This is a genomic window from Pseudomonas sp. Tof1, from assembly GCF_055390395.1.
Genome location: NZ_AP024344.1, coordinates 561,505 through 584,753 on the forward strand (window position 1 = coordinate 561,505; position 23,249 = coordinate 584,753).

Annotated in this window: 18 protein-coding genes and 2 pseudogenes; 13 read left to right on the forward strand and 7 right to left on the reverse strand. The window is 64.2% G+C overall.

Going from position 1 to position 23,249, the window contains the following annotated elements:
- The first annotated feature begins 4 nt into the window (after positions 1-4).
- A pseudogene (gene parC / locus ACZ5KU_RS02500) lies at positions 5-2,304 on the forward strand (DNA topoisomerase IV subunit A).
- Positions 2,305-2,438: 134 nt separating this feature from the next.
- The gene (locus tag ACZ5KU_RS02505) at positions 2,439-3,152 is read left to right on the forward strand and encodes a PqiC family protein (protein WP_193394189.1); all 714 of its coding nucleotides are present in this window, start codon (positions 2,439-2,441) and stop codon (positions 3,150-3,152) included.
- A gap of 57 nt (positions 3,153-3,209) precedes the next feature.
- Here the strand turns inward: ACZ5KU_RS02505 and ACZ5KU_RS02510 are convergent, their stop codons facing one another.
- Complete coding sequence (locus ACZ5KU_RS02510; protein WP_054062131.1) at positions 3,210-4,736, reverse strand: AhpA/YtjB family protein; 1,527 nt, start codon at positions 4,734-4,736, stop codon at positions 3,210-3,212.
- A gap of 132 nt (positions 4,737-4,868) precedes the next feature.
- Between ACZ5KU_RS02510 and serB the strand changes: the two genes are divergently transcribed.
- Positions 4,869-6,080: a phosphoserine phosphatase SerB gene (gene serB / locus ACZ5KU_RS02515; protein ID WP_416771506.1), complete on the forward strand. Its 1,212-nt coding sequence runs from the start codon at positions 4,869-4,871 to the stop codon at positions 6,078-6,080.
- Between the two features lie 153 nt (positions 6,081-6,233).
- On the opposite strand, the gene ACZ5KU_RS02520 is transcribed toward serB, so the two are convergent.
- From ACZ5KU_RS02520 to ACZ5KU_RS02535, 4 genes and pseudogenes are all read right to left on the reverse strand, one after another.
- Complete coding sequence (locus tag ACZ5KU_RS02520; RefSeq protein WP_464736798.1) at positions 6,234-8,039, reverse strand: molecular chaperone; 1,806 nt, start codon at positions 8,037-8,039, stop codon at positions 6,234-6,236.
- Positions 8,040-8,237: 198 nt separating this feature from the next.
- Entirely contained in the window at positions 8,238-9,101 is an 864-nt protein-coding gene (gene asd / locus ACZ5KU_RS02525; RefSeq protein ID WP_054059409.1) for an archaetidylserine decarboxylase, read from the reverse strand.
- Positions 9,102-9,119: 18 nt separating this feature from the next.
- Positions 9,120-9,935: a rhodanese-like domain-containing protein gene (locus ACZ5KU_RS02530; protein WP_054059410.1), complete on the reverse strand. Its 816-nt coding sequence runs from the start codon at positions 9,933-9,935 to the stop codon at positions 9,120-9,122.
- A 43-nt stretch (positions 9,936-9,978) separates the two neighbouring features.
- Positions 9,979-11,519, reverse strand: a pseudogene (locus tag ACZ5KU_RS02535) (HDOD domain-containing protein).
- A gap of 207 nt (positions 11,520-11,726) precedes the next feature.
- Here ACZ5KU_RS02535 and motA point away from each other — a divergent pair.
- Both motA and motB read left to right on the forward strand, forming a co-directional pair.
- Positions 11,727-12,578 carry a flagellar motor stator protein MotA gene (gene motA, locus ACZ5KU_RS02540; RefSeq protein ID WP_054059412.1) on the forward strand — a complete coding sequence of 284 codons (852 nt, stop codon included), beginning with the start codon at positions 11,727-11,729 and terminating at the stop codon, positions 12,576-12,578.
- 3 nt (positions 12,579-12,581) lie between these two features.
- Positions 12,582-13,628, forward strand: a complete 1,047-nt coding sequence (gene motB, locus ACZ5KU_RS02545) for a flagellar motor protein MotB (protein ID WP_464736799.1) — start codon at positions 12,582-12,584, stop codon at positions 13,626-13,628.
- Positions 13,629-13,676: 48 nt separating this feature from the next.
- Here motB and rsgA read toward each other — a convergent pair whose 3' ends face one another.
- Entirely contained in the window at positions 13,677-14,708 is a 1,032-nt protein-coding gene (gene rsgA / locus ACZ5KU_RS02550; RefSeq protein ID WP_054059414.1) for a small ribosomal subunit biogenesis GTPase RsgA, read from the reverse strand.
- Between the two features lie 110 nt (positions 14,709-14,818).
- Between rsgA and orn the strand changes: the two genes are divergently transcribed.
- Both orn and ACZ5KU_RS02560 read left to right on the forward strand, forming a co-directional pair.
- Positions 14,819-15,361: an oligoribonuclease gene (orn, locus tag ACZ5KU_RS02555; RefSeq protein ID WP_054059415.1), complete on the forward strand. Its 543-nt coding sequence runs from the start codon at positions 14,819-14,821 to the stop codon at positions 15,359-15,361.
- A gap of 122 nt (positions 15,362-15,483) precedes the next feature.
- Positions 15,484-16,098 (forward strand): trimeric intracellular cation channel family protein, encoded by a 615-nt coding sequence (locus ACZ5KU_RS02560; RefSeq protein WP_192842745.1) that lies wholly within the window; start codon positions 15,484-15,486, stop codon positions 16,096-16,098.
- Here the strand turns inward: ACZ5KU_RS02560 and queG are convergent.
- Positions 16,080-17,165 carry a tRNA epoxyqueuosine(34) reductase QueG gene (gene queG, locus ACZ5KU_RS02565; protein ID WP_464736800.1) on the reverse strand — a complete coding sequence of 362 codons (1,086 nt, stop codon included), beginning with the start codon at positions 17,163-17,165 and terminating at the stop codon, positions 16,080-16,082. The two genes, ACZ5KU_RS02560 and queG, sit on opposite strands and share 19 nt — an antisense overlap.
- A gap of 63 nt (positions 17,166-17,228) precedes the next feature.
- On the opposite strand from queG, the gene ACZ5KU_RS02570 reads away from it, so the two are divergent.
- From ACZ5KU_RS02570 to hfq, 6 genes are all read left to right on the forward strand, one after another.
- On the forward strand, positions 17,229-18,089 hold the full coding sequence (locus ACZ5KU_RS02570) for an NAD(P)H-hydrate dehydratase (protein WP_054062137.1): 861 nt from the start codon (positions 17,229-17,231) through the stop codon (positions 18,087-18,089).
- Positions 18,077-18,547 (forward strand): tRNA (adenosine(37)-N6)-threonylcarbamoyltransferase complex ATPase subunit type 1 TsaE, encoded by a 471-nt coding sequence (tsaE, locus tag ACZ5KU_RS02575; RefSeq protein WP_054059419.1) that lies wholly within the window; start codon positions 18,077-18,079, stop codon positions 18,545-18,547. The genes ACZ5KU_RS02570 and tsaE overlap by 13 nt, the downstream gene beginning before the upstream one ends.
- 3 nt (positions 18,548-18,550) lie before the next feature.
- Positions 18,551-19,990, forward strand: a complete 1,440-nt coding sequence (locus tag ACZ5KU_RS02580) for an N-acetylmuramoyl-L-alanine amidase (protein WP_204375742.1) — start codon at positions 18,551-18,553, stop codon at positions 19,988-19,990.
- Between the two features lie 11 nt (positions 19,991-20,001).
- Positions 20,002-21,906: a DNA mismatch repair endonuclease MutL gene (gene mutL / locus ACZ5KU_RS02585; RefSeq protein ID WP_162491333.1), complete on the forward strand. Its 1,905-nt coding sequence runs from the start codon at positions 20,002-20,004 to the stop codon at positions 21,904-21,906.
- Positions 21,906-22,886, forward strand: a complete 981-nt coding sequence (miaA, locus tag ACZ5KU_RS02590) for a tRNA (adenosine(37)-N6)-dimethylallyltransferase MiaA (RefSeq protein WP_054059422.1) — start codon at positions 21,906-21,908, stop codon at positions 22,884-22,886. The genes mutL and miaA overlap by 1 nt, the downstream gene beginning before the upstream one ends.
- Before the next feature lie 91 nt (positions 22,887-22,977).
- Positions 22,978-23,238, forward strand: a complete 261-nt coding sequence (gene hfq, locus ACZ5KU_RS02595; RefSeq protein ID WP_054059423.1) for an RNA chaperone Hfq — start codon at positions 22,978-22,980, stop codon at positions 23,236-23,238.
- Positions 23,239-23,249 lie beyond the last annotated feature (11 nt).

Genomic DNA, 23,249 nt, shown 5'->3' on the forward strand with positions numbered 1-23,249 from the left:
CCGCATGAGCGAATCCCTTGATCTCAGCCTGGATGGCGTGGAACGCCGGTCATTGGCTGACTTCACCGAACAGGCCTACCTCAACTACTCCATGTACGTGATCATGGACCGTGCACTGCCGCATATCGGCGACGGCCTCAAGCCGGTGCAACGGCGGATCGTCTACGCCATGAGTGAGCTGGGGCTGGACGCCGATGCCAAGCACAAGAAGTCCGCCAGGACCGTCGGTGACGTGCTCGGCAAGTTCCACCCCCACGGCGACTCGGCCTGCTATGAAGCGATGGTGCTGATGGCGCAGCCGTTCAGCTACCGTTACACGCTGGTGGACGGCCAGGGCAACTGGGGGCACCGGATGATCCGAAGTCCTTCGCCGCCATGCGCTACACCGAGTCGCGGCTGTCGCGCTACTCCGAAGTGCTGCTCAGCGAATTGGGCCAGGGCACCGCGGACTGGGTGCCGAACTTCGATGGCACCCTGGAAGAGCCTGCTGTATTGCCGGCACGTTTGCCGAACATCCTGCTCAATGGCACCACCGGTATCGCCGTGGGCATGGCCACCGACGTACCGCCGCACAACCTGCGGGAAGTCGCCAATGCCTGCGTGCACCTGCTCGATGAGCCCAAGGCCACGGTGGAGGATCTGTGCAAGTTCGTCCCCGGGCCTGACTATCCGACCGAAGCGGAAATCATCACGCCCCAGGCCGATCTGCTGAAAATCTACGAAACCGGACGTGGCTCGGTGCGCATGCGGGCGGTCTACCGCGTCGAGGATGGCGACATCGTGGTGCATGCCTTGCCGCACCAGGTCTCCGGGGCCAAGGTGCTGGAGCAGATCGCCGCGCAGATGCAGGCCAAGAAGCTGCCGATGGTCGCCGACCTGCGTGATGAGTCCGATCACGAGCATCCGTGCCGTATCGTGATCATCCCGCGCTCCAATCGGGTCGATCCCGAAGAGCTGATGCAGCATCTGTTTGCCACCACCGACCTGGAGTCCAGCTACCGGGTCAACGTCAATATCATCGGCCTGGACGGCAAGCCGCAGTTGAAGAACCTGCGTTCGCTGCTGGTGGAGTGGCTGGAGTTCCGGATCAACACCGTTCGTCGTCGCCTGAAGTTCCGTCTGGACAAGGTCGAGAAACGCCTGCACCTGTTGGACGGCTTGTTGATCGCCTACCTCAACCTGGATGAAGTGATCCACATCATCCGTACCGAGGAGCATCCCCGCGCCAAGCTGATCGAGCGGTTCACCCTCGACGATATCCAGGCCGACTACATTCTCGACACCCGTCTGCGTCAGTTGGCGCGCCTGGAAGAGATGAAGTTGCGCGGCGAGCAGGACGAACTGCTCAAGGAGCAGGCCAAGCTGCTGGCGCTGCTGGCCAGCGAAGCCAAGCTGAAGAAACTGGTGCGCAGCGAGCTGCTTGCCGATGCGCAAACCTACGGCGATGACCGCCGTTCGCCGATCGTTGCGCGTGCCGAAGCCAAGGCACTGTCGGAAAACGAACTGATGCCCACTGAGCCGGTAACGGTCGTTCTGTCGGAAAAAGGTTGGGTTCGCTGTGCAAAAGGTCATGATATTGACGCCACCGGCTTGTCCTATAAGGCTGGCGATGGCTTCAAGACTGCGGCGGCCGGACGTTCCAACCAGTTTGCGGTGTTCATCGACTCCACCGGCCGCAGCTACTCGGTGGCGGCTCACACGCTGCCATCGGCGCGTGGCCAGGGCGAACCGCTGACCGGTCGTCTGACGCCACCGCCGGGCGCGAGCTTCGAGTGCGTGCTGCTGCCGGAGGACGAAGCGCTGTATGTCATTGCGTCTGACGCGGGCTACGGCTTCGTGGTCAAGGGTGAGGACCTGCAGGCCAAGAACAAGGCGGGCAAGACGCTGTTGAGCCTGCCCAACGGTTCGAAGGTGATGGCGCCGCGGCCGGTGACCGATCGCGAGCAGAACTGGCTGGCGGCGGTGACCACCGAAGGCCGCCTGCTGATCTTCAAGATCAGCGACCTGCCGCAACTGGGCAAGGGCAAGGGCAACAAGATCATCGGCGTTCCCGGTGAGCGGGTGGCCAGCCGCGAGGAGTACGTCAGTGACCTGGCGGTGCTGCCGGAAGGCGCGACGCTGGTGCTGCAGGCCGGCAAACGCACCTTGTCGCTCAAGGCTGATGACCTGGAGCATTACAAGGGCGAGCGCGGTCGTCGGGGCAACAAGTTGCCGCGTGGCTTCCAGCGCGTCGATGCGTTGTTGGTAGAGACTGGCAATGAGTCCGGTCCAGTGCGTCTGTCCTGTTTTTTTAGCGCAGGATAGACGCCGCAACACTGGAGTAACGGCGCATATTCACGGATGATATGCGCCTCTTGGGCGGCCGCATGGCGGAGCGCCCGGACGAATTTTCTGGATCAGACTGTGGCGTGCCTCACGGTGGCCACCTGGATGGGATGATGACTGTTCTGCGCCTTCCTTTAATGTTGCTGCTCACCGGCGTGCTCGGTTTGGCCGGCTGCAGCGTTAACAAGCCGGTTTCCTTATATCAGCTGGACAGTGGCACGCCGGGCCAACCTCAACAAAGCGCGGGCATGTTCGTGGTACTGGGCCCTGTCACCCTGGCCGACTACCTGCAACGCGAAACCCTGCTGCAACGTCAGCCCGACGGCAGTCTGACGGCGGCAACCGACGGCCGCTGGGCGGGTAGCCTGTCTTCGGACATCAACCAGTTGCTGGTCCGGCAACTGGCCTGGCGGCTGGACAGCCAGCGGGTCGTGCTGTCGCCGGCGACGGCTGGCGCGACACCGGATGTGCAGGTGCTGCTGTCGATCACCCGCCTGGACTCCGGCACCAAGCAGCCGGCGATCCTCGATGCCCAATGGCGCCTGCTGGATCGGCGTGGCCAGGTGCGGGACAACCGTATCGTGCACCTGGAGCAGCAGCATGCCGGTTCCTCGGCGGCACAGGTCCAGGCCCAGGGGGAGTTGCTGCAGCGTCTGGCCGAGCAGTTGAGCGTGGCCCTCAAGCCACTGGCCAACCAGCCGCCGGTTGCCGAAGTGAGGAGCAAGCCGCCAGCCGCACCGGCCCCGACCAAGCAGGCCGAACCGCAGAAGCCGAAGATCCCGATGGCCACGCCGATCCGCACGGATATGGAAGTGTTCCGTTTCTGAGGCCACGCCGGATAACAAAAAGCCCGCACTCGTTGCGGGCTTTTTTGTGGGTGGCGATTACTTGCCGCTGCTCTCGTGCATCCGGGCCAGCTGGCGTTCCAGCATCGATGGATAGGGCTCCATCAGTCGCTCGACGCAGCAGGCACCTTCGGGGCTGGCGATCGGGCGGATACGGGCACGCTGGCGAATCAGCGGATCGTCGCTGATCTGCCGCTCCACCAGCAGCAGGTTGCGGCTGTGTTGCGACAGCGCCAGGGCGTCCTGGGCGGTTTCGGTCAGCAGCAGGTCGATCTGGCTGACGCCGAACAGTTCTTCGCCAAGGGTCAGACCCAACTGCAGTTGCAGGGTGATGCCGCTGTCGGCGACTTCGATCTGCAACTGGTGGCCCAGGGCCCTGAGTAGTTCGCCGCAGCAGATGGCGTTGGTCAGGTAGTCGTCGCCGCTGTCCTCGGTGTGGAACAGCATCAGCGTGCTGCCATCGTTGAGGGTGTGCAGTTCGCTCTGGTACAGCGAGGCGGCCTGGTCCAGACAGTCGCGATAGCGCTCCAGCAGTTCGGTCAGGCGAGCCTTTGGCAGGCGGCGCAATTGGTCCTGGGCACCCAGTTGCACGGCAAGCACCGCGCTGTGCTGGGGCTGTGCGGGAACCACCGGTTTCGCCGCGGCGGTGCCCTGCGGGCCCTCGCGCAGATCGGCGAACGGGTCTTCCTCGTCGTCCAGTTCGTCGTCCACGCTGTTGCGTGGCGCAGGGCGGGCCGTCGGTCTGGCGGGCGCGGCTGCGCCGCTGTCGAAGCTCGGATCACGCAGGTTGCGCACCTGGAAACTCTGCCCGGCCGGCGCTTCTTCCTCGTAGTCGTCGTAGTCGATTTCCGGCTCCGGCTCGGGCTCCGGTTTCACCGGGGCAAAGCGCGAATGCAACTGGCGGGCGAGGTCGCCGATCTCATCCTGACGCCGGGTGGCCGGGGTGTGTTCGTCCATGTCCCGCAACCAGACCCGCAATTGCAGCAGCGGCGTCGAGATATGCCGACCCAGACGCAGGCTCAGGGCCAGGGCCAGGGCCAGCAGGATGGCGCTGAGGATGCCCATGCTTTGCAGGCTGATGGTCATCGGCTGCTGGAACTGGGCCATGTCCAGGCTGATCCGCAGGTTGCCGGCAGTCACGTCCTGGAAGGTGATCTTGGTCTGGTAGACGCCTTCGGTCTCGCCCAGCAGGCCGCTTTTCGGGCGCTGGCCGGCTTCGGCGAGGATCCGGTTGTCGACGCTGTAGATCGCCGCATGGGCCACCAGCGGGTTCTTCGTCAGGTTGTTGAGCAGCACGTTGAGGCTGAGGATGTCGTTGGACACCAGCAGCTCGGTCGCCGAGGTGGCGGTCTGGGTGGTCAGGCTCTGGCCAAGGGCGTCGGCCTGCTGGTGCATGGCTTCCTTGAACTGCAGCCCCATCACGCAGGCGTAGATCACCAGCGCCAGCGCGACGAGAATCACGTTGTGGCTGGCAATACGCAGTGCAATCGGTACCCGGCGGTGACGCAATGCCCGGAAGATCAGCAGGAAGAAGTTATCGGTTTTGACTGGCGTGGGCCGGTTCACTGAGCGCGGCTCTTTTGTCCGTGAAGTTGACGCGCAGTATAGCGAGAGGCCCTAGACCGGCAAAGCGCTGGCGGTGCCGATGGTCACTGAAAGTGGGTAGAATGCGACTTTTTTAACGAACGGGGGTGCGCTTTGCGCGAAATCGTCCTGATTAACATCACCGGTGGCGACCGTCCGGGTCTCACCGCAGCCATTACCGGCGTGCTGGCGCAAGGTGGTGTGAACATTCTCGACATCGGTCAGGCGGTTATCCACGACACCCTGTCGTTCGGCATCCTGGTCGAGGTACCCGGCGGCGAGCAGTCGCCGGTGCTGCAGCAGGTGCGGTCCACGGCCGATGGCCTGGAGCAGCAGGTGCGCTTCACGGCGGTCTCGGAAGACGACTACCGGCGCTGGGTCGCCAGCGAGGGCCAGGATCGGCATATCGTCACCCTGCTGAGCCGCAAGGTCACTGCCGAGCAGGTGCAGCGGGTCAGTGCGATCACTGCGCGCCACGGCCTGAACATCGAACGTATCGACCGCCTGTCGGCGCGTCTGCCGCTGGACGTTCCGACTGCATTGAGCAAGGCCTGTATCGAGTTCTCGGTACAGGGTGCGGCGGCCGACCCGCAGGCCTTGCGCGCCGAATTCCTGGGCCTGGCCCAGGAGCTGAACATCGACGTGGCCTTCCAGGAGGATTCGCTGTTCCGTCGCAACCGGCGCCTGGCGGTATTCGACATGGACTCCACGCTGATCGAGGCCGAAGTCATCGACGAGCTGGCCAAGGCCGCCGGCGTGGGCGAGCAGGTGTCGGCGATCACCGAGCGGGCGATGGCCGGCGAGCTGGATTTTCGCGCCAGTTTCAAGGAGCGCCTGGCGCTGCTCAAGGGGTTGGATGTCAGCGTGCTGGACTCGATCGGCGCCTCGCTGCGTCTGACCGAAGGCGCCGAAGTCCTGTTTGCCGAACTCAAGCGCCTGGGCTACAAGACCGCGATCCTGTCCGGCGGTTTCACCTACTTCGCCCGGCAGTTGCAGGCCAGGCTGGGGATCGACTACGTCTTCGCCAACGAGCTGGAAGTGGTCGACGGCCAGTGCACCGGTGTCGCGATCGAGCCGATCGTCGATGCCCAGCGCAAGGCCGACCTGCTGCGTGAACTGGCCGGCAAGGAAGGCCTGAGCCTGGAGCAGACCATTGCGGTGGGGGATGGTGCCAACGACCTGCCGATGCTGGCGATCGCCGGCCTGGGTGTGGCGTTCCGGGCCAAGCCGCTGGTCAAGCAATCGGCCAGGCAGGCCATTTCGACCCTTGGCCTGGATGGGGTGCTGTATCTGCTGGGCATGCAGGACCGTCACGGCCGCAACTGATGGCCTGTCCTTGCCCGGGCGGGTTCATGTGCCCAGGCACCTGATACCGGGCTTGCAGGCGCAGGGCTTGCCCGCGAAGCTTTTAGCGCCCATTAGGGCGCCTTCGCGGGAACGTCGGATCGCCGAACCGCCGCTGCTGCAGGCGGTGCTCTTCTAGAGCGTTTTCCACAGTGAGCCGAAATCTTCCTCTGGGCCCGCTACGCCGGCTCCCGAGGTCTCGTTCCTGACCGTTGCCGGCTGTTCGAACAGTCGATATTCGAACTGGTTGAAACTGCCGGTACTGGCCTTTCGGTTATTCAGCCCGGCGCGACGCTCCTCGCCATGGGTGTTGATCATCACCTTGTGACCTTCCTGGAACGGCAGGCGCGGTGCCAGCAAGGTGGCGGGCACGCCGATGGCGCTGATTTCCGGCAGCAGCAGGGCGCGCAGGTACTGGCTGTTTTCCTCGCTGTTGCGTACCAGTTGCAGGCCGCATGGCTGGGCATGGGGGGCGATCAGTTCGATGCCCATCTGCGTACCGCCGCTGCGCACCTGGCGAATCCAGCGTACCACCGCGACGCTCCAGCCCTGGGACGTCGCATCCTGAATGCCCACCAGTTCGCCCGCCTGCAGTTGGCTGGGGACTTCCCGCGGCCAGGCCAGGCAGTAGCCGCCAGGGCTGTGGTTGATGATTTGCAGGCTGAAGGTCGGGAAATCCTCGGCGCTGTTGGCCGCCGCCTGGCTGATCTCGGCTTCCGTCGGGTGATACTGGATTTCCTCGTAGGGCAGCAATGTGTCGGCGCTGCCCTGGCGTTCGGCATCGAAAGCCAGGGTCCAGCTGTCCTTCTGGCTGCTGTTGGCCAGTTGCGCGGTGAAATGCGCGGCGCGACTGGCGTTCGGGCTCTTGAGAAGCTCGCTGAAGGAACGTTGCCCGCCCAGGTAGAAATGCAGGGCACTCATGCCGATGCACAGGGTGAGGGAGCCCTGTCCCGGTGTGCGCTGGAAACTCCGTTCGGCTGATTCGCCCCAGGCCGCGCAGAGGTGCTGCAGGGTGTCCAGGCTCAGGCCACTGGGCACCAGCAGGCGCGAGTGGCTGCGCTGCTCGACGGGCAGGTCGAGGTATTCCTTCATGGCCTCGACCAGACTCAGGGTGTTGATGCCCATCAGACCGGGCTGTTGCTCGGCGGCGAACAGCGAGGTGTAGCGTGGCGGTGCATCGGCCTGTGGGGCAACGGCGAACAGGCTCGATGCCAGGCCGGCATCCTGCAGCTTGACCAGCGTGCTCCAGGGTTCGAGGACTTCCGCCAGCCGGGCGATATTGTTCTGGCGCATCTGGTTGCAGCGTGAGCAACCCAGCAGCAGCGCGACAATGTAGGTCTGCTCGATGGTCAGTGACGGGGTCTGGCTGGCCAGTTCGTCACGGACCGGGTTGTGCTGCAGTTGATGGGCAATGGCGACCTGGTACAACTGGTGCACTTCGAGCCACAGGCCTTCCGGCACCGGGCAGTACAACTGGCTGGCCCGGACCAGCGGGCCATTGAGGCAGTGCAGGGCACGCTGCAAGGCCATGGTCAGCAGCCCGGCGCGTTCCTTGCTGAACCTGGACGCGACACGCATCGCGATCTGCTTGTAGCCGATGGCCAGGTGATTCTGCAAAGCCTGGCAGAGGTTGGCGACCTTGCGTGGACGCTCATCGAGTACGACGGACTGGTTAAGGAAATGCCGCTCCAGGTGCTTGCAGACGTAATACACCTCGGGGCGTATCAGTTCGAGCAACTGCAGGCGGTTTTCGCTGGGGGTGAGCAACTGGTTGAGTTCGGCCAGCCCCTGATACAGCAGGCGCGCGGTCTCACCGAGGTTGGCTTTTGGCAGTTCGGCGATCCAGCGTCTCAGATCACGCGGTGTGCCATCGCAGAATGACAGGCTCGACTGCGTGGGTGTTGGCGCGCGCAACAACAGATGGGGGCTTGGATTGCTCATCTAACGGGCCAGCTCCAGCAAGGAAAACGTGCATCATCCATCGGCAAGGTGACAAAAAATTGGTGGCAATATAATGCCACGACTCTAACAGCAATACGGTACAGGTGCATCGTTGGTGGTCGGCTCAGATTGCGACCGATTGTCCGTGGTATGACCTCGCGGGTTCGAGCGGCGTCGGACCGCGAGGTCACCAGCCTATCAGGCGTCCTTGGGCAAGCCCAGGCCCTGGCCCATGGCCACCGTCGAACCGGCTGCCAGGCCTTCGGCCCATTTCACCTGGTCCGGACCGAACAGAACGATGGCGGTCGAACCCAGCTTGAAGCGCCCGAGTTCGGCGCCCTTTTCCAGATGGATCGGCGCACGGGCCGCTTCATCGTAGCGGAACGTCTTGAGTTCGCGCTTGGGGGGCGTGACCAGGCCGGCCCAGACGGTTTCCACCGAGGCGACGATCATCGCGCCGACCAGCACCACGGCCATCGGCCCGCGCTCGGTGTCGAACAGGCAGACGACGCGCTCGTTGCGGGCGAACAGTTCCGGTACGTTCTCGGCGGTGGTCTGGTTGACCGAGAACAGACGGCCTGGCACGTAGACCATTTCGCGCAGGGTGCCGGCCAGCGGCATGTGGACCCGATGATAGTCCTTGGGCGACAGGTAGATCGTGGCGAACTCGCCGCCCATGAACGGCGCGGCCAGTGCGGCATCGCCGCCCAGCAACTCGAGGGCGCTGAAGCTGTGGCCCTTGGCCTGGAAGATCCGGCCATGTTCGATCGGGCCGAGCTGGCTGACGGCGCCGTCGGCCGGGCAGAGGATCGCCCCCGGGGTCGGGTCGAGCGGTCGCGCGCCGTCTTTCAGGGCGCGGGTGAAGAAGGCGTTGAAATGCTCGTAGGCGGTCAGGTCTTCAACCAGCGCCTGGGACATGTCCACCTGGTAGCGCTTGGCGAACCAGGCGGTGAAGGCGTTCTTGAACCAGCGCACCCGGCATTCGGCGATGCAGCCGGCCAGGCGCGACAGCAGGTGGTGAGGCAGCAGGTACTGGCTGAGGATGAACAAACTCTTTTTCATCAAGGGTCCTTGGGAATCTCAAATCTCTACAGGGGTGTCGGGGTGGTTGCCCCATTCGCCCCAGGAGCCGGCATAACCCTTGACGCGCGGATAACCGAGCGCCTTGGCCACCAGATAGGTGAAGCCGGAGCGGTGGTGGGTCTGGCAATGGGTGATCACTTCCTTGTCGGGAGTGATGCCCAGGCTGTCGAGGATTGCCGGCATATCCTTGCGGATGCGCAGGCTGCGCGCCTTGTCCATGCCGGCGGTCCATTCGAAGTTGACTGCGCCTGGAATGTGTCCGCCCTTGGCGGCCAGCACCTTCTCGCCGGAATACTCCAATGGGCCGCGGGCGTCCCAGATCGCCAGGTCGGGCGCGCCCAGGCGCGACTGCAGGTAATCGCGGGTGGCGGTCGGTTCGTCGTGCAGGGTCAGGGCAACCGGGCCGCCGGCAACCGCCGGGATGTCCTCGGACACCGGCAGGCCTTCGTCCAGCCACGCCAGCAGGCCGCCGTCGAGGTAGTGGTAGCGGGTGTGGCCGATGACATCCAGCAGCCAGATGAAACGGCCGGCCCAGCCGCCGCCTTCATCGTCGTAGACCACGTAGACCGCGTCCGGGTTGTGGCCCAGTTCGCCGAACAGGGCTTCGAGCGCCTCTTGCGGTGGCATCAGCCCCGGAGCCGGTGGCTGGCCCAACTGGGTACGCTTGGGGTCGACGAAACGTGCGCCGGGGATATGCCCCGCGCCGTAGCGGGCGCTGCTGGTCAGGTCCACCAGGATCAGCCCGGGGGTGTCGAGACGCGGCAGCAGGTCGCTGGGCTCGATCACCAGCGGCAAGCCAGAGAAGTCAGGCATGTGGGTTCTCCTGGACGCAAAGGGGAGGATTGTAGCGCAAGCTTCAGGCGCTGCGGTTGGTAAAGGCGTGCAGCGCCTTTTCGATACATTGCATGGTTTTGCCGAAGGCTTGCACGGTGATCTCCGAAAACGGCACGCCCGCCTGGTCGGCCAGGATCACCATCACCACCCGACCGTTGTTGCTCAGCGAGCGCAACAGCAGGTGTTCGCCGGGAAGGAATTGCGCCCGCAGGCTGTTGGGCAGCAGTGCCTGGAACTGGCGAGCGTTTTCTGGCGACAGGCGAATCTGCGCGGGCTGCTTCATCAGTCGTTGCAGCAGCGTGCTCTGGGCCACCTGCAGGATCAGATTGCTCGCCTCGGCGGGAAGGCCGGCGGTCTGGTGCACCCGCAGTGCGCTGCGGCTGCGGTCGGTCATCAGGATCATCACCCGGCGCAGGCCGCAGGCCGCCAGGGCGTCGCGGGCCACGGTGGTCAGGTGCATGGCGTTGGTGAAACGGCTGGGTTCGGCCAGCAGTTGTGCGCAGTGCCTGCGCCAGAGCCCCATCGCCGCGGCGTCAGGGGCAGCGGCCGGCAACAGGTCGGCATGCACGCGGCGCACATGCCACGGCCAGATCAGAGCCTCGGCCGGGTGCCACAGGTCCTGCATCGAATGCTGGTTGGCGCTCTGGGCCGCCTGCTGGTGGATCTGTTGCTGCAACTCGTTCATCGGCTGCTGCAGGTACAGGCTCGACAGGTACTGCCAGCGCAGGCAGTGCGGGCTGTCCCAGGCCTGTTGTGCCGCCACGGCCAGGCCGTTGGCCAGCAATACGGTGTTGGCGGGCTGGTTCAGCCAGCGGCGCAGTTCGGGGTCGGCATCCAGTTGCTGTTGCTGGTGCAGGGGGCTCTCATTGTCGCGGGCGATATGCAGTGCCTGGGCGAGGGTCTTGCGTTCGTTGAGCAGCGTTTGATAACCCTGGGTCACCCACACTGGCAGGCGCCAGAACTCGGCCATGGCCTGGCATAGCTCCAGCAGGCGCACGCCGAACAGCTCCCGTTCGACCCTGGCGGCGGGCTCGTGCTTGTGCAGCACCCGCAGTTCCCAGGTTTCGAGCAGCCTGGGGTGGGTCAGTGCCAGTGGCCACAGGGGGCCAGGAACAGCAGGCTGCCCCAGTGGATATCCTGCCAGAGCCGGGCCAGGCGGGCGGCAAACAGGCCGTTGGCCTGCTGGCTGGCATGCTGGCTGATCAGTTGCAACTGGCGCAGGGCGATCGGAATGTCTTCGGGCAGTCGTGCGGGCAGGCGCTCAAGCAACTCCTCGGTACGTTTCAGACCGAGGCGATTGATCGCGATCTCGAGGTTTTCGGCCGGCTCGGTCATGCTGCCGTGGGTGTGATGGTTGGCTTCGCAGATCACGCTCAGCGCCAGGGCCGGGCTATCCTGCATCAGCTCGGCGATGTCGCGCAGCGAGCTGCGGCTGTCGCGGATGGCCCGGCAGACGCGGTCGTGGCTGTCCTGCGGGACGGGCAGGCGAACGCCCTGCAACAGCCTGGTCCAGCCTTGCAGGGTGTTCGGTCTTGCACTGGACACAGCCGTTTGATTCGTCATGATTAAGCGCGATCATCACCATTAATGCGCCCGGAACGGGCCTGACGGCGCTGCGCTGGTCCTGCCGCCGAGGCCATGCACTGCCGGTTTTCTGGCTTTTCGCCTGAACTGGCTATAGTCTGGCGCAGTTTCGCCGATAAGTAGAAGAAGAGATTTACTAACTTCCGAATATGACCTTGAACCCGACTCAACAAGTACTCTCATTCTATGGCTAAAATCATCGGCATCATTGTCGTATTCGCGAGCGTGCTCGGCGGGTACGTGCTCTCCCACGGCAAGATTGCGGCGCTGATCCAGCCCTTCGAGGTCTTGATCATCGGTGGTGCGGCGCTGGGTGCTTTCCTGCAGTCCAACCCCGGCTACATGACCATGCACGTGGTCAAGAAATCCCTGAGCATGTTCGGCTCGCGCTTCAGCCACACCTTCTATATGGAAGTGCTCGGCCTGATCTATGAGATCCTCAACAAGAGCCGTCGTGAAGGCATGATGGCGATCGAGGGTGACATCGAGGATGCAGCGGCCAGCCCGATCTTCGCCAAGTACCCTGCCGTTCTGAAGGATGAGCGCATGACTGCGTTCATCTGCGACTACCTGCGCATCATGTCCTCGGGCAACATGGCTCCCCATGAGCTGGAAGGCCTGTTCGACATGGAACTGCTGAGCATGAAGGAAGAACTCGAGCATCCATCCCATGCCGTCACCGGCGTGGCCGACGGCATGCCCGGCTTCGGTATCGTCGCGGCGGTACTGGGGATCGTGGTGACCATGGCCTCCCTGGGCGATGGCGACCAGAAATCCATCGGTCTGCACGTGGGTGCGGCACTGGTGGGGACCTTCTTCGGTATTCTCGCCGCCTATGGCTTCTTCGGTCCGCTGGCGCAATCCCTGGCCCACGATGCCAAGGAAGAACTGAACGTCTACGAGGCGATCAAGGCCTCCCTGGTGGCCTCGGCCTCCGGCATGCCGCCTTCGCTGGCAGTGGAGTTCGGGCGCAAGGTGCTCTATCCGAAGCATCGGCCGAGCTTCGCCGAGCTGGAACAAGCGGTTCGCGGTCGCTGAGTCATGGAGAACAATCAGCCGATCATCATCAAGCGCGTCAAGCGCTTTGGCGGCGGGCACCATGGCGGTGCCTGGAAAATCGCCTTTGCCGACTTCGCGACGGCGATGATGGCCTTCTTCCTGGTGTTGTGGCTGCTGTCCACCGCGACCCCGGAGCAGAAGATCGCCATCGCCGGCTACTTCAAGGACCCGATCGGTTTTTCCGAGAGCGGTACGCCCTACATCATCGACCTGGGCGGTTCCCCGACGCTGGCGCCGGACAAGACCCTCAACCCGGAAGTGAAGTCCCAGCCGCAACCGGACAAGGTCACGGTCGACACCGAGCAGGTGGAGGGCATGGCCGAACAGGTCGAGAAGGAGCGCCTGGAACTGCTGCTGCAGGAGTTGCAGAACAAGGTCGACGAAAGCCCGCAGTTGCAGAAGTTCAAGGACCAGATCCTGTTCGAAATCACCCCGGACGGCTTGCGCATCCAGATCATGGACGCGGAAAACCGGCCGATGTTCGACTCCGGCAGTGCGCGCCTGAAGCCTTACTTCGAGGACATCCTGCTGGCGATGGCCGACACCATCAAGGCGGTGCCGAACAAGATCAGCATCAGCGGCCATACCGATGCCAAGCCGTACGCCGGCACTGGCGACTTCGGCAACTGGGAGCTGTCGGCCAACCGCGCCAACGCCGCGCGCCGTGCACTGGTGGCTGGCCGTTATCCGGACTCGCAAGTGGCGCGAGTGGTGGGTTATGCCTCGTCGGCGCTGTTCGACAAGGCCGATCCGTTCAACCCGGTCAACCGCCGCATCGACATCGTGGTGCTGACCAAGAAGGCCCAGAAAGCCATTGAGGGCGAGCAGGGCGCGGACGAGGCCAAGCCGGATGGCGCGGCACCGGCTCCCGGCGCGCCTGGCGCCTCGAATGCGGCCCCGGCCGACCCGAATGCGCTGCCGGCGGACAAGCAGCCGCTGCCCGCCCACGAGGTGCGGCAACGCTTGAACATCTTCGAGGATGGTGTATTGAAGATGGACGAGACGGGCAAGCCCAGAACCGGCTCCTGAGCCAGACGACAAGGCCGCGATGATCGCGGCCTTGTCGTTTCTGTCATTTCAATAGCTGTCTTGCGGCAGGCTGGCGATGATCGAGCGGTAGCTGTTCATCCGCTGCTGCTGGATACGCCCGTCTTCCAGGGCCTTGAGCAGGGCGCAGCCGGGCTCGCGATCGTGCTTGCAGTCGCGGAAGCGGCAGGTACCGAGCAGGTCGTTGAACTCGATGAAGCCGGCCTCGACATCGGCGCGGCTGACGTGGCCCAGGCCGAATTCGCGAATACCCGGGGAGTCGATCAGTTCGCCGCCGCCGGGGAAGTGGAACAGGCGCGCCGTGGTGGTGGTGTGGGTGCCCTGGCCGGACAGCTCGGACAGCGGGCCGACGCGGGTTTCCACCTCGGGCAGCAGGCTGTTGACCAGCGAGGACTTGCCGACCCCGGACTGGCCGACGAACACGCTGATGCGCCCGTCCAGTTGCCGTTGCAACTGCTCCATGCCGTTGCCGTGGTGGGCCGACACTTCCAGCAGCGGATAACCCAGTTGCCGGTAGACCGCCAGCAGCGCATTCAGGGCCGGGGCGTTGTGCTCGTCGATCAGGTCGAACTTGTTCAGCAGCAGCAGCGGGCGGATGCCGGCGTGCTCGGCGGCCACCAGATAGCGGTCGATCAGGTTGGCGTGGGGTTCGGGCAACGGCGCGAAGACGATCACGATCATGTCGACGTTGGCGGCCACCGGCTTGAGCTGGCCGCGGCTGTCCGGGCGCTTGAGCTCGGTGGTGCGTGGCAGTTGCGCGACGATCACGCCGATGCCCTGGTTGCCCGGGCGCCAGACCACCTGGTCGCCGGTCACCAGGGCTGGCAGGTTGGCCCGCAGGTGGCAGCGGAACACCTGGCCCTTGAACTCTCCTTCCAGGGCCTCGACTTCGACCTGCACGCCGAAGTGCGCAATCACCAGGCCTGTCTGTTCAGGGCCCAGGTCACCGCCCTCCAGGGCTTCCACGGCCTGTGACTCGCGTTTGGCGGCGCGTGCGGCGCGTTCGCCCTGGATCTTTTCGATGCGCCAGTTCTGGCGGCGGTTGAGCTGGCGTTTGGCCATGGGTGTTCCGTGTGGTCGAATCGTCGGGGAGGGTCAAGCGGTCGCGAGTTTAGCACGCCCGGCAAGCGCAGCCTGCGCTAAACTGTGCGGCTATGCCGAGGAGTCAAGCTATGCAAAATCCACAGAACCTGATCTGGATCGACCTGGAGATGACCGGTCTCAACCCGGACACCGATGTCATCATCGAAATGGCCACCATCGTTACCGACAGCGATCTCAATACCCTGGCCGAAGGCCCGGTGATCGCCATTCACCAGAGCGACGAGATCCTGGCCGGCATGGATGAGTGGAACACTCGCCAGCATGGCGGTTCGGGCCTGACCCAGCGCGTGCGCGAGAGCCGCATCAGCATGGCCGAGGCCGAGGCGCAGACCATCGCCTTCCTGGAGCAGTGGGTGCCCAAGGGCAAGTCGCCGATCTGTGGCAACAGCATCTGCCAGGACCGCCGCTTCCTGGCCCGTCACATGAAGTCCCTGGAAAGCTATTTCCACTACCGCAACCTGGATGTCTCCACCTTGAAGGAGCTGGCGGCGCGTTGGGCGCCGCAAGTGCGTGACAGCTTCCAGAAGGGCAGTACCCACCTGGCGCTGGACGACATCCGCGAATCGATCGCCGAGCTGCAGCACTACCGCAAGCACTTCATCAAGTTCTGACCGGTTGCCGTAGCCTGGATGGCAGGCTGTGTTCCCCATGGGCGCATGCACTCCAGTGGTTGCGCTCTTTTGGTGCGCTGCTCAAATGAGTAGACTGCGCGCCTTCTCCTGCCCGGACCGCCATCATGCTGCTGATGCTCTACCTCGTCGCCATTACCGCTGAAGCCATGACGGGCGCGCTGTCGGCCGGACGGCGGGGCATGGACTGGTTCGGCGTGGTGCTGATCGCCTGCGTCACCGCCCTCGGCGGCGGTTCGGTGCGCGATGTGTTGCTGGGGCATTATCCGCTGACGTGGGTCAAGCATCCGGAGTACCTGGTGCTGACTTCGGTCGCGGCGCTGGTGACGGTGTTCATCGCGCCGCTGATGCGCCATCTGCGGTCGCTGTTCCTGGTGCTCGATGCCCTGGGGCTGGTGGCCTTCACCCTGATCGGCTGCATGACGGCCCTGGAGATGGGGCAGGGCATGATGGTGGCCTCGGTCAGCGGGGTGATTACCGGCGTGTTCGGCGGTGTCTTGCGGGATATCTTCTGCAACGACATCCCGCTGGTGTTCCGTCGTGAACTCTATGCCAGCGTCTCCTTCGCCGCAGCCTGGTGCTTCCTGGGCTGCACCTACTGGCAGCTACCCAGCGAGCAGGCGATTCTGATCACGCTGTTCGGCGGTTTCCTGCTGCGTCTTCTGGCGATCCGCTTTCACTGGGAAATGCCCAAGTTCATCTACAACGACGCCGCCTGATCAGCCCGTTCGGCGTGCTGGCGCAGGGCCCATTGCACGTGTTCCCGGACCAGCTCGGAAGGGTAGTCACGTCGGCTGTTGAGGGCTTCCAGCACGGCGATGGTCGACGGCGCATTGCCCAGGCCGACGGCGAGGTTGCGCAGCCAGCGTTCGTAGCCGGCGCGACGCAGTGGCGAACCCTCGGTGTTTTTCAGGAAGGTCTCCTCGTCCCAGCGAAACAGCTCCGCCAATCCGGCGTTATCCAGGTTGTGCCGGGGTTGGAAGTCGCTCTCGACGGTAGGGCGGGCGAAGCGATTCCATGGGCAGACGACCTGGCAGTCGTCGCAACCGAACACCCGGTTGCCGATCAGCGGGCGCAGGTCCTCCGGAATGGCGGTCTTCAGCTCGATGGTCAGGTAGGAAATGCAGCGCCGGGCGTCCAGCACGTAAGGTCCGACGAACGCTGCCGTGGGGCAGATGTCCAGGCAGGCCGAACAGCGCCCGCAATGTTCCGTGGCATGGGGCTCGTCCACCGGTAGCGGCAGGTCGACGAACAGCTCGCCGAGAAAGAAGTAGCTGCCGGCCTTGCGATTGAGCACCAGGGTGTTCTTGCCGATCCAGCCCAGCCCGGCCTGCTCGGCGATGGCCTTTTCCAGCACCGGGGCGCTGTCGACGAAGGCGCGGTAGCCGAAGGGGCCGATCACCTGCTGGATGCGTTCGGCCAACTGTTGCAGGCGTTTGCGGATCAGCTTGTGGTAATCGCGTCCCAGGGCATAGCGCGAGATGTAGGCCTTTTCCGGTTCGGCCAGGCGCTGGACCATCCGGGTGTCGCCCGGCAGGTAGTCCATGCGCAGCGAGACCACCCGCAGCGTGCCCGGCACCAGTTCGTCCGGGTGCGAGCGTTTGCTGCCGTGGGCACCCATGTAGTCCATGTCGCCGTGATAGCCGGCATCGAGCCAGCGTTGCAGATGCTGCTCGTGTTCGCCCAGTTCCAGGCCTGCGATGCCCACCTGCTGGAAACCCAGTTCGCGAGCCCATTGTTTGATGGATTGGGCGAGGGCGGGGAGGTCGACGCTATTTACAGGCATGAGACAGGAGAAACCTAGGCTTTGGTGCGTATAATTCTGCCAGACATCAGAGCCGAACGACGCATGCCGCAGACCAAACCGCCTTTTCCCGATATTCAGTCGCTGACACCGGCGACCTTGCCGAGACTTCCCGCGCGTCAACCGGACGCCCACAAGGGCCAGTTCGGGCACGTGCTGCTGATCGGCGGTGACCGGCGTTTTGGCGGCGCGATCCTGCTCAGTGCCGAGACGGCCCTGCGCAGCGGTGCCGGGCTGGTCTCCCTGGCCACACGTGCGGAGCATGTGGCCGCCTCGCTGGCGCGCCTGCCCGAGGTGATGGTGCTGGGCATCGAGTCGGCCAATCAGTTGATGGACGTTCTTCGCCAGGCCAGCGTGCTGGTGGTCGGCCCGGGCCTGGGGCGGTTCGCCTGGAGCCGCAGCCTGTTGTCGGTCGCAGCGAATACCGCGGTGGCCCAGGTCTGGGATGCCGATGCGCTGAACCTGCTGGCCAATGGCGAGGCACGCCTGCCTGCCGACAGTGTGATCACTCCGCATCCGGGGGAGGCGGCACGGTTGCTCGGGCTGACGACCGCCCAGGTGCAGGCCGATCGGCCTGGCGCGGCGCGGGCGTTGGCGATGAAATATCAGGCGGTCTGCGTACTCAAGGGGGCCGGCAGCCTGGTCGCCGCGCCTGATGGAAGGGTGTCGCTCTGCGAGCGCGGGCATCCGGCAATGGCCACGGCCGGGTTGGGAGACGTGCTCGCCGGCCTGATCGGTGCGCTGCGTGCCCAGGCCATGGCAGGCTTCGAGGCCGCCTGCCTGGCGGTCTGGCTGCATGCCCGCGCCGGCGAGTTGCAAGGTGAAAAGGGCCGTGGGCTGGCGGCCAGTGATCTGATTCCAGCTATTCGTCAGTTGTTGGAGGAACAATCGCCGTGTCTGAATTAACCCTTCAATTGCCTGATGAAGAGAGCATGGTGGCATTTGGCCGAAAGATTGCCGAAGTCACCGCCGGTGTCGGGGTGATCTTCCTTGAAGGCGATCTGGGCGCCGGCAAGACCACGCTGTCGCGAGGCATCATTCGCGGTCTGGGGCATGCCGGTGCGGTCAAGAGCCCGACGTTTACTCTTGTCGAACCGTACGAATTTGCTGAAGTTCGTGCCTACCATTTTGACCTGTATCGCCTGGTGGATCCGGAAGAGCTCGAGTTCCTGGGGATTCGCGACTATTTCGAAGGCGATGCCCTGTGCCTGATCGAGTGGCCCGACAAGGGTGCAGGCTTTTTGCCAAAGCCCGACCTGACCATTACCATTAGCCCGCATGGCGGCGGGCGTTCGCTGCATCTGTTGTCCCGGGGATCGCGAGGCGATGCCTGGTGTGCCGCCTTGGCATTGGAGTTCAAATAGAGGATGGGGTTTGGTATGCGCATTCGCGCGTTGCTTGCAGTCGCAGGATTGTTGCTTGCGGCACTGACCGTCGACGCCGTGGCGGCGACACAGGTCAAGAGTGTTCGACTGTGGCGAGCCCCGGATAACACGCGACTGGTATTCGACCTGTCTGGCGCGGTCCAGCACAGCGTTTTCACGCTGACGGCGCCCGATCGCCTGGTGATCGACATCAATGGTGCGACCCTGGCCAGCCCGCTGAACGTGCCGACGGCCAATACGCCGATCACCAGCGTGCGAGCGGCCCAGCGTACCCCGACCGACCTGCGGGTGGTGGTCGACCTGAAGAAACCGGTCACCCCCAAGAGCTTCACCCTGGCACCGAATGCGCAGTACGGCAACCGCCTGGTGGTCGACCTGTTCGACAACCCGGCCGATGCGGCGCCGACACCGACGCCGAACTCCAACCCGGCGCCGAGCGTGGCGACCCTGCCGGCCGTTCCGGTGACGCCGGCGGAGCCTGCGATCAAGCTGCCGCCGGCACCGGCCGGCAAGCGCGACATCATCGTGGTGATCGACGCCGGGCACGGCGGGGAAGACCCGGGGGCCTCGGGTTCCCGCGGCCAGCACGAGAAGGACGTGGTGTTGTCGATCGCCCGTGAGCTGCAACGCCAGGTCAATGGCCAGAAGGGCTACCGCGCCGAACTGACCCGTACCGGCGATTACTTCATTCCGCTGCGCGGACGTACCGAGATCGCCCGCAAGAAAGGCGCTGACCTGTTCGTCTCGATCCACGCCGACGCCGCGCCTTCGGCGGCTGCGTTCGGTGCTTCGGTGTTCGCCCTGTCCGATCGTGGCGCGACCTCCGAGACCGCGCGTTGGCTGGCCGACAGCGAGAACCGTTCCGACCTGATCGGCGGTGCCGGCAATGTCAGCCTCGACGACAAGGACAAGATGCTCGCCGGAGTGCTGCTCGACCTGTCGATGACGGCCTCGATGACCTCCAGCCTGAACGTCGGGCAGAAGGTCCTGAACAACATCGGCCGGGTCACCCCGCTGCACAAGCAGCGCGTCGAGCAGGCGGGCTTCATGGTGCTCAAGTCGCCGGATATCCCCTCGATCCTGGTGGAAACCGGCTTCATCTCCAACTCCAACGAGGCCTCCAAGCTGGCTTCGACCAGCCACCAGCAGGCGCTGGCGCGGTCCATCAGCAGCGGTATCCGTCAGTTCTTCCAGCAGAATCCGCCGCCGGGCACCTACATCGCCTGGTTGCGTGACTCCGGCAAGATCGCCCAGGGGCCGCGTGATCATCGCGTCGCGCCGGGCGAGACGCTGGCAATGATCGCTGTGCGCTATCAGGTGTCGGTGGCTACTCTGCGCAGCGTCAACAGCCTCAGCAGCGATGAGCTCAAGGTCGGCCAGACCCTGACGATTCCCGGCACCGAACTGGCGGCCAAGCAATGAGTGAGTCGGTCTTGAAGGAACGCGCCCGTATCGAGCTGCTCAGCCCGCGCCTGGCCAACCAGATTGCCGCGGGTGAAGTGGTCGAGCGCCCGGCTTCGGTCATCAAGGAACTGCTGGAAAACAGCCTCGACTCCGGCGCCCGGCGTATCGACGTGGATGTCGAACAGGCCGGGGTCAAGCTGCTGCGGGTACGTGATGACGGCAGCGGCATTTCCGCCGATGAGTTGCCGCTGGCGCTGGCGCGTCACGCGACCAGCAAGATCCGCAACCTGGAAGACCTTGAACAGGTGATGAGCCTGGGCTTCCGTGGCGAGGCCCTGGCGTCCATCAGTTCCGTGGCCCGCCTGACCCTGACTTCGCGGACCCGTGACGCTGATCAGGCCTGGCAGGTCGAAACCGAAGGGCGGGAGATGGAGGCCCGGGTCCAGCCGGCGGCCCATCCGGTCGGCACCTCGGTGGAAGTGCGCGACCTGTTCTTCAATACTCCGGCCCGCCGCAAGTTTCTCAAGGCCGAGAAGACCGAATTCGATCACCTGCAGGAAGTGATCAAGCGCCTGGCGCTGGCCCGCTTCGATGTGGCCTTTCACTTGCGCCACAACGGCAAGGGCATTCTGGCCCTGCACGAGGCCAATGACGATGCGTCCCGCGCCCGGCGCGTGGCGGCTGTCTGCGGTTCGGGCTTTCTCGAACAGGCGCTGCCGATCGATGTCGAGCGCAACGGCCTGCATCTCTGGGGGTGGGTTGGCCTGCCGACGTTCTCCCGCAGCCAGGCTGACCTGCAGTACTTCTATGTCAACGGTCGGGCCGTACGTGACAAGCTGGTGGCCCACGCGGTGCGCCAGGCCTATCGCGATGTGCTGTTCAATGGGCGGCACCCGACCTTCGTGCTGTTCCTCGAGGTCGACCCCGCGGCGGTCGACGTCAACGTGCACCCGACCAAACATGAGGTGCGCTTCCGTGATGGGCGCATGGTTCACGACTTCCTCTATGGCACCCTGCACCGCGCCCTCGGCGATGTGCGGCCGGAAGATCAACTGGCGGCACCGGCGGCGGTCGCCGGCATCGTCCGGCCTACGGGTCTTGAGGCCGGCGAATTCGGCCCCCAGGGCGAGATGCGCCTGTCGGCCAACCTGCTGGAGCAGCCACAGTCCCAGCCGTTTTCGCCTTCCGCGGCCCCTGCCGGAGCGGGTTCGGGGGCCGGCTACCCGTATCAATATCGCCCGCAGTCGACGCAGATGCCGCCCGTTGCGGAAGCGCAAAGCGTCTATCGCGAGTTCTACGCGCCCTTGCCCGAGGCTGCCGCGCCGGCCCTGCCGGAAGGCCAGGGCGACGTTCCACCGCTGGGCTACGCGCTGGCGCAGCTCAAGGGGATCTACATCCTGTCGGAGAATGCTCAGGGCCTGGTGCTGGTGGATATGCACGCGGCCCACGAGCGGATCATGTACGAGCGGCTGAAGATCGCCATGGCCAGTGAAGGCCTGAGTGGCCAGCCGTTGCTGGTGCCCGAGTCCCTGGCGCTCAGCCAGCGCGAGGCCGACTGTGCCGAAGAGCACGCGGGCTGGTTCCAGCGCCTGGGCTTCGAGCTGCAGCGCCTGGGGCCGGAAAGCCTGGCCATCCGGCAGATCCCGGCCCTGCTCAAGCAGGCCGAGGCGAACCGGTTGGTGCAGGACGTGCTGGCGGACCTGATGGAATACGGCACCAGCGACCGGATCCAGGCGCACCTGAACGAACTGCTCGGGACCATGGCCTGTCACGGCGCCGTGCGGGCCAACCGGCGGCTCGCACTGGCGGAAATGAACGCGCTGCTGCGGGACATGGAAAATACCGAGCGGAGCGGCCAATGCAACCATGGTCGTCCGACCTGGACTCAACTGGGTCTCGATGACCTGGACAAACTTTTCCTGCGCGGACGTTGATGACAGCTTCAAAACCCCTTCCGCCGGCGATCTTCCTCATGGGCCCTACGGCGGCCGGCAAGACCGACCTGGCCATCGAACTGACCAAGGTGCTCCCCTGCGAGCTGATCAGTGTCGATTCTGCCCTGGTTTACCGGGACATGGACATCGGCACCGCCAAGCCTTCGAAGGAGCTGCTGGCGCAGTTCCCGCATCGCCTGATCGACATTCTCGACCCGGCCCAGAGCTATTCGGCCGCCGAATTCCGCCAGGATGCCCTGGCGGCCATGGCCGACATCACCGCACGGGGCAAAATCCCCCTGCTGGTCGGTGGTACAATGCTCTACTACAAGGCTTTGCTCGAAGGGTTGGCGGACATGCCCGCGGCCGATCCGCAGGTGCGCGCCGAGATCGAGCAAGAAGCTGCACGCCTTGGTTGGCAGGCCCTGCACGATCAATTGGCAGGCATCGATCCGGAGTCAGCGGCGCGGATTCACCCCAATGACCCGCAACGTCTGAGTCGCGCGCTGGAGGTTTATCGGGTCAGCGGTTTGAGCATGACGGCCCACCGACAGCGACAATCTGCGCAAAGTACTGACGCAGCCGCTTCGGGACGCCCGCAATTACCCTATACTGTCGCCAATCTGGCCATCGCTCCAGCGAATCGCCAGGTATTGCACGACCGGATTGCACAAAGATTCACACAAATGTTGGAACAGGGATTCGTTGACGAGGTCGTAGCCCTGCGTAATAGAAGTGACCTGCATGTTGGGTTGCCGTCTATACGTGCTGTAGGCTACAGACAAGTCTGGGATTACCTGGATGGCAAGCTGACGGCGGCCGACATGCGCGAGCGCGGTATCATCGCCACTCGCCAATTGGCCAAACGCCAGTTTACCTGGTTGCGCAGTTGGGCTGATCTGCACTGGCTGGACAGCCTGGACTGCGACAATCTGGCGCGCGCCTTGAAATACCTCGGGACCATCTCCATATTGAGCTGAGTCCCTGTAAATGCCGTCTATCCTTGGGGGAGGACGGTAAAAGTCACTGTTTGCTCATTTTTTATTATTGATCCTTAAAGGAGTGCGGCACATGTCAAAAGGGCATACGCTACAAGACCCTTACTTGAATACCTTGCGTAAAGAGAGAGTCCCGGTTTCCATCTATCTGGTCAACGGGATCAAGCTGCAGGGTACGGTCGAGTCCTTCGACCAGTTCGTGATTCTGTTGAAGAACACCGTCAGCCAGATGGTCTACAAACACGCTATCTCGACAGTGGTGCCGAGTCGTCCCATTCGCCTGCCTAACGCCAGCGATTCCGAAAATGGCGGCGCTGAGCCAGGTAACGCCTGATAGGAGTCTCC